The organism is Pirellulales bacterium (assembly GCA_035656635.1).
Lineage (GTDB): Bacteria > Planctomycetota > Planctomycetia > Pirellulales > JADZDJ01 > DATJYL01.
The window spans coordinates 23,634-29,756 of the sequence record DASRSD010000144.1; the positions used below are offsets into that span (position 1 = coordinate 23,634).

Genomic DNA, 6,123 nt, shown 5'->3' on the forward strand with positions numbered 1-6,123 from the left:
CTTAGCTGCCGGGTTCTTCCATGAGTGTGTCGAGCTTTTGCTGAAAATCTTTGGTGGCCTTCGTGGCGGCATCACCCAACTTTTTGTCGTTGATGGCAATCACGCTGCGGAGATCGCGGAGAATGTCGGAATTGAAGTAGCGTGGATTGTAAGTCTGTCGGCCGGTGGTCGCATTCGGAATCGTGTTCAAAAATTTATCCAACTCTAAAATTTTTGCCAGGCTCTCTTGATAATTGCCGTCCAGTGAAAGAACAATGGCTTGTCCAGCCAGACCGTCGGCACGCCATTGAACATCATCGTTGGGATAGTCTTTCGCCAAATGCTCGAACAGGTGCAGCGCCTTATCGCGGTCCCCTTGGTCGAAGGTTTTGAGGTATTTCAAAGCGAGTTCTACCTCGGCCATAGGCACATATAGCCGATCGCCGAAGTTGCCGGGGTTATTGATGATGCTTTCCCAGGCTGCTTCCGTTCCCAGGCTCTGGGCGGCCCAATATTGATCTGCCGGGCTACCTTGCAGCTGCACTTTCGGTACTTGGGAGGCCGGCACCTCCAGCAGGAACGAACCGTGCAAGGCCCACGCGGCACTAGCGCCCACGAACAAAGCCACCAGCGAACCGGCTGCGGCATACCACAGCCAGCGGCGATCGTTTTGCAGCATGGCATGGCTGTTCATGACGGTTTGGAGCCGCTGGGTAGCTGCCCAACTCGCCTGAGCCAGCGCGACCGATTCCACGGTGCTCAGCTCGTCCAACTCGGCGGGCCACTGCATGTCGATGCCTTCGATTTGCAGCGCGCGCAGTTCGTGCAACAATTCGCGCGGACCCTGCTGGCGCTGGGCAGTGTCTTTCGCCAACATTTTGTGAATGATGCGGCACAACGCCGGCGGCAAATCGGGCCGTATATTTTCCAGCCGCTCCGGCTGCGTGCGAACATGCTGAATGGCCACGCTCAGCGCGGTGTCGCCGCGAAACGGCGGCTGACCAGCCAACATGTGATAACACGTTACGCCCAAACTGTAGATGTCGCTACGCGGATCAAGCTGCCGCCCCTCCACTTGCTCCGGGCTCATATACAGCGGCGTGCCCATCGTAATGCCCACTTGCGTGAGCTTCAGCGATTCTTCCTCGCCGGTGCCGATCCGGGCCAGGCCGAAATCGGCTACTTTCACTTCGCCGCTGCGGGCCATCATGATGTTTTCCGGCTTAATGTCGCGGTGAACAATGCCGCGATCGGCGGCTTTGCATAGCGCTGCTGCGACTTGCCGCATGAGTGCCAGCGACAACTTTACCGGCGGAGCGCCGTTGCGGCTAATATATTGCGAAAGGTTTTGACCTTCCACATATTCTTGGGCAATATAATGACAGCCCTCGATGCAACCCACTTCATAAATTTGCACGATGTTGGCCTGCACCAGCGACGCTGCAGCCTGAGCTTCCATGTGAAAGCGGCGAACGTACGTATGATCGTTCGCCAGCTCGCGCTTAAGTGCTTTGAACGCCACTTGCCGGCGGAGCGAACCTTGCTCGGCTAAATACACATCGGCCATGGCCCCGCGCCCCAGACGGCGCAGCAAGCGATAATCGCCCAATTGGCGTCCGGAAAGATCGAGGTCGAAGCTGGTTTTTTCGGCACTGCCCGCGGCGCCGCTGCCGATGCCGATGGAGGCCGTTTCACCGATGGGGTGTGCCTGGCTCATTGATTTAAGTATCGCTGGGTCCGGCGCAATTGACAACCTTGATAAAATACTCTGATTTATTGCGGCCTGGACGCTTCGCTAGCGCGGAGGGACATTGCTTTCCACACCGCCGGATCGATGGTGTCGGTTTCAAAGTGCACCGAGCCGTCTGCTAATAGCAAGTTTACGCCGCCCAAATGTAAGCTGCGGGCGGTGCGCCAACCATAAGCGGAATCAATTTCCGCAAGCGATCCGCCAAGCCGCGAGGCAATGCAATCCAAATTTTGCGAATTCGGGGGCAAATAATGATTGTACATGGCGGAGCGGAACTCACCGTTGGCCCAGGCAAAACCGCGCGGATCGGAAACATTATAGGTGATGGTTGAGCCGCAAGCGGTTTCCGACAGCGGCGTCGTGAACGTGAAAGCGTAAACAAAACGCGGGTTCGCTTGGCTGCGGCTCGTTCCAAATGGCACCGCCTGACCAAGAATGCTTTCCGACATCGCAGCGGTTTTACTCAATCCGCTCGTGATTTGATTCGTGCGAGTTTTGGAGTTGATGTAGAACACGCCGTCGGTTTCAAACGGCGTGCCGCCGCCCACGCCCGATCCAGCGCAAGCTGCGTAATTGGTGGGCCCGAAAACTGGGGAAACGGGCTGCCCCGTGTCGCAGGGACAAAGAAAGTCCGGGATCAACAGCGCCACCGCCGCTCGGTTCTGGGGAAATACTTGAAAGCCTGCGCTGTACAGCGGCACTGAAAAATCGAGCGAATTATGAACCGCCGCCAGCTCCATGTACGGCATCAAGTGGGCCAACGCCGACCAGCGGTAAAATGTATAGGGCGTCAGCGCATCGTACTGCCGCGATTCTGACCCAGGCGGCAGGCAATGCCGCGCCGATTCATAATTGTGCAATGCCACGCCTAACTGCTTAAGATGGTTGGCACATTGCAGCAGCCGGGCGCTTTCGCGAGAAGATTGGACCGCGGGAAACAAAAGCGCGACCAAAATGCCAATGATGGCGATGACGACGAGCAATTCCACCAGCGTAAAGGCAAACTGGCGCGAATCTCGACGGCCGGGCGTTTTCATCGTTGCGAGCGCCGCCGATAAACGGTGTTAAATACCGCCACAAACGCCAAACTCGCCAACACGCAACTGCTGGGTTCAGGAACTCCGGAAACTGCGGAGCTTCCCTCCGATTTCAACAAATCGAGCAACCCCTGTAAATCGGCATTGGTGACTTTGCCATCGTGGTTCAAATCGGCAATCTGCAACAGCTCATCGTCCGACAAATCGTGCGAGGTTTGATATCCGCTCAAATCAATCAGGGCGCTGAGCATGGTGTTAATGTCGTTGGAGGTTGCCACGCCGTCTAAATTCAAATCGCCCGGCACATAATACACGAACGAAGACGTCGGTTGAAAATACGCATTGCCGGCGATGCCGGCGTCAACGGTGGCTTTCGTAATAAAAGTGTCGCTGTCCGGATGGAGCGGCGCCCCGGTGTCGATGTTATAGATTCCAATTTGACCCGGTCCGGTGCCGCTGCCGATGCCGCTGACAATGAGGCCGTTCGTGCCGTGGGCAATCAAGCCAGAATTGAAAGCCTGGCTAACGAGCGTAATAAACGGATTGTTGGCCGTAAGGACGCCGCTGCTATCGTATTGCAACACAGCCCCCTCAAATTGTGCGTCTACCAACAAATTACCGTTGTAAAACAACATTTGGCTGGCTCCGAGGGCGCCGGAAGCAAACACGCTGGAAGTATTGTAATGGTCGCTGGCGGTAAACTTCAAAACGTTTCCCGTGTTGGTGTCGAGCGTGCCCACGTATAAATTATGGTTGCTATCCAAGGCCATGCCGGCGCGGCCGGTTGAGCCGGTGCCGATTCCAATGACACCCGCCGTGCCATCGGTTGTGATTAGGTTTCCATTGGCATCGTAGTGTTTAACATCTTCGCCGAGGAAGCCGGTTTGCGTGGGGATTTCTTGGCTGACGAACATCGAATTATCTGAGCGATCGTACAGCAATCCGCCGGGCGTAATAATGCCGGAAGCGTACACGCCGCCGGCGGTAGCGGACTGGTCGGTAGCCGAGGGATTAAATGTTAGCACCTGGCCGGTTCCGGCATCGGCGACGTAGAGCAGTCCGCCAGGGCCAATTGTTACCGCCGAGGGAACCGTCAGGCCAGTGACCACCGTGCGAAGGTATTGGCCGGTAGTGGCATCGAAGGCTAAAACTCGCCCCACAGCTTGCTGAAAGTACGGGTCGCCGTTCAAATCGGAGACATATAGCGTGGCAACGTGCGAGGTAACAACGCCGGCGGACGCTATCGAAGTAAAGTTTGTGCCTGCCAGAACTAAACTCAGGAAACCAGTAATCCAACGCAGGAGAGGAAGTTTCATCGAGGTGCCTTCAAAATCTTTGGTTGCACGCGCTCAGGATGGAAATGGTAGTCGCTGGCAGGGAGAGAATCCCCAAGCGGACGACGCGATGTACCAAGGTCAATTGAACCAGCAGGAAGGTTTGGCAGGATGCTGTGCCGCCCGTTGGCCCAATGCTCATTTTCCCTTAAATTTGGCGGCACAACTGAGAAAATACCCTACCAGTCAACCGCGACACTTGCAATAGTTCAACGAGAAAAACCGTGGGGAATTCAAAGGCTGACAAAGAGCAGGGGCTTGTGCGCCAATTAGCATAACCTGTGAAGGAGTTTGCCGTGGTGCAATCGGCGGGCTTGGTCGTTTACCGTCAGCGGGGAAAGCAGTTAGAAGTGCTGCTGGTGCATCCGTCAGGAAATTACAATCGCCGCGCGCCGTGGGGAATTCCCAAAGGATTGCCCGACGAAGGGGAGGCCTTGGCAGACGCGGCAGTGCGTGAAACCCGAGAAGAAAGCGGCGTCAATGTAGTCATTGCCCAGCAACACTCGGCGCTGCCGAGCGATGACTCTGCGCAGCCCAACTTAGTTCCGCTGGGACACATCGATTACACGAAAAGTCGAAAACGGATTCATGCCTTTGCCGTCGCCGCACCAGAAAATGCCGCACCGCATCCGGCCAGTTGGGAAGTTGACCGGGCGGAATTTTTTCCCCTGGACGAAGCGCAACAGCTGATCCACCCTGAGCAGCGGCCGTTTTTAGAGCGCTTGGAAAAACTTCTGACTCCGGGGGACACTAGTAACGCCTGAACGCATTCAATTGTTCTCCGTGGCGGCTATACTCATTCCATGCTCACCGATCAATCTATCCTTCGCGGCACGCTGCACGTATTCGTGGCATTCGATTGGGGAGACGAAATCGATCTGGAGCGCGCTCGGCAACTTCTACCCACGCAAAGTGAAGAGTTGGCTCGACGGCGGCGCACCCCCAGTTCCATCGGTTACCGGCCGGCGCCGCTGCGCTATCCATTGAACCTGCCGCCCATTCCGCTACCCGAATTGGGCGCAGTTCAGGCTACGGCGGAGGCGATTGTATTCGATTTCGGCGGCGCCAGCGTGTCGTTGCAATTCCCTTTTGAATTATCGGCCACTTCGCTTTCGCATCTGGCGGGCGCTTTGGCCGATCCACAATCGCTGGTCGAAGCAGCGCGCTCGGCAACCTCGAAATTGTTTCAACAATTATTGCCCGTCATTCAGAATCCGCATTGGAGCCCGTTGGGAGAAGAATATTTTGTCTTTCAACTTCCGCCGAGCGATTCCCTGCCGCCGCCGCAATCGCTGGTGGAGCAACATGGCGGTTGGTTGGCGGGCCTGGTGCGATTGGAATCGGAACCGCTCAGCCCCAGCGAAATTGAAGCCGCCTTGCAATCGCGCATCAGTTATAATCCGGCCGATATGTTGCTCTCGGCCTGGTCGGCTTCGGTATTGATCGACCGCGATTGCGAAGAAACGCTGCAAGCCATCGAGTTCGCCAATTTGCAATTGCTGGAGTATCGCTACATCGACAATTTGCTGGACGATCGGCTGGCGGCGGCGTACAGCACCATTCATCGCACCATTCAGCGGGTGCTGCCGTTTTGGCGCAGCCACAGCCGGCCGCTGCGTCAATTAGGCGAACTGCGAATTGAGGCCATTAATTTGTTCGAGCGGACCGGCAACGCGCTGAAAATGGTGGGCGACCAGTATTTGGCCCGCGTCTATCGGATGATTGCCGCCCGGTTTCATTTGAACGAATGGGAGCAAAACATCCGCGAGTCGCTCGACGTGGTGGAGGGGGCATATCAAGTGGTCAGCGATCAATCGGCCACGGTGCGCGTGGAGCTATTGGAAATTACTGTGATTCTGCTGATCGTGCTGGAAATCGTTCTGGCCATGCTGCGGCATTAGTCACGTTTCCCTTTGTGTTCGAACCGGCGTTCGCTTCCGACAGCCGGCCTGTGGACGGCAACGTTCGGGTTGTTTGCCGCTTTGTGCGGCACGTGCGCCGATTGGATGATACGGCTCCCAAG

Annotated in this window: 5 protein-coding genes; 2 read left to right on the plus strand and 3 right to left on the minus strand. The window is 56.3% G+C overall.

The window, feature by feature from the left end:
- Position 1: 1 nt before the first annotated feature.
- Genes VFE46_13665 through VFE46_13675 form a run of 3 tightly spaced genes read right to left on the minus strand, consistent with a single transcriptional unit; the run spans position 2 to position 4,082 of the window.
- Positions 2–1,696, minus strand: coding sequence for a serine/threonine-protein kinase (locus tag VFE46_13665; GenBank protein HZZ29041.1), 1,695 nt, complete (start codon positions 1,694–1,696; stop codon positions 2–4).
- A gap of 56 nt (positions 1,697–1,752) precedes the next feature.
- Positions 1,753–2,766, minus strand: coding sequence for a DUF1559 domain-containing protein (locus tag VFE46_13670; GenBank protein ID HZZ29042.1), 1,014 nt, complete (start codon positions 2,764–2,766; stop codon positions 1,753–1,755).
- Entirely contained in the window at positions 2,763–4,082 is a 1,320-nt protein-coding gene (locus tag VFE46_13675) for a hypothetical protein (GenBank protein HZZ29043.1), read from the minus strand. The genes VFE46_13670 and VFE46_13675 overlap by 4 nt, the downstream gene beginning before the upstream one ends.
- Positions 4,083–4,381: 299 nt before the next feature.
- Here VFE46_13675 and VFE46_13680 point away from each other — a divergent pair, with 299 nt between their 5' ends.
- Both VFE46_13680 and VFE46_13685 read left to right on the plus strand, forming a co-directional pair.
- The gene (locus VFE46_13680) at positions 4,382–4,864 is read left to right on the plus strand and encodes an NUDIX domain-containing protein (protein HZZ29044.1); all 483 of its coding nucleotides are present in this window, start codon (positions 4,382–4,384) and stop codon (positions 4,862–4,864) included.
- 39 nt (positions 4,865–4,903) lie between these two features.
- Entirely contained in the window at positions 4,904–6,001 is a 1,098-nt protein-coding gene (locus tag VFE46_13685) for a hypothetical protein (GenBank protein HZZ29045.1), read from the plus strand.
- The last annotated feature ends 122 nt before the right edge of the window (positions 6,002–6,123 follow it).

Bases quoted from the DNA above. Each gene is read 5' to 3' on its own strand.
- VFE46_13675 (HZZ29043.1), bottom strand. From the start codon at position 4,082: ATGAAACTTCCTCTCCTGCGTTGGATTACTGGTTTCCTGAGTTTAGTT.
- VFE46_13685 (HZZ29045.1), top strand. From the start codon at position 4,904: ATGCTCACCGATCAATCTATCCTTCGCGGCACGCTGCACGTATTCGTG.
- VFE46_13665 (HZZ29041.1), bottom strand. From the start codon at position 1,696: ATGAGCCAGGCACACCCCATCGGTGAAACGGCCTCCATCGGCATCGGC.
- VFE46_13670 (HZZ29042.1), bottom strand. From the start codon at position 2,766: ATGAAAACGCCCGGCCGTCGAGATTCGCGCCAGTTTGCCTTTACGCTG.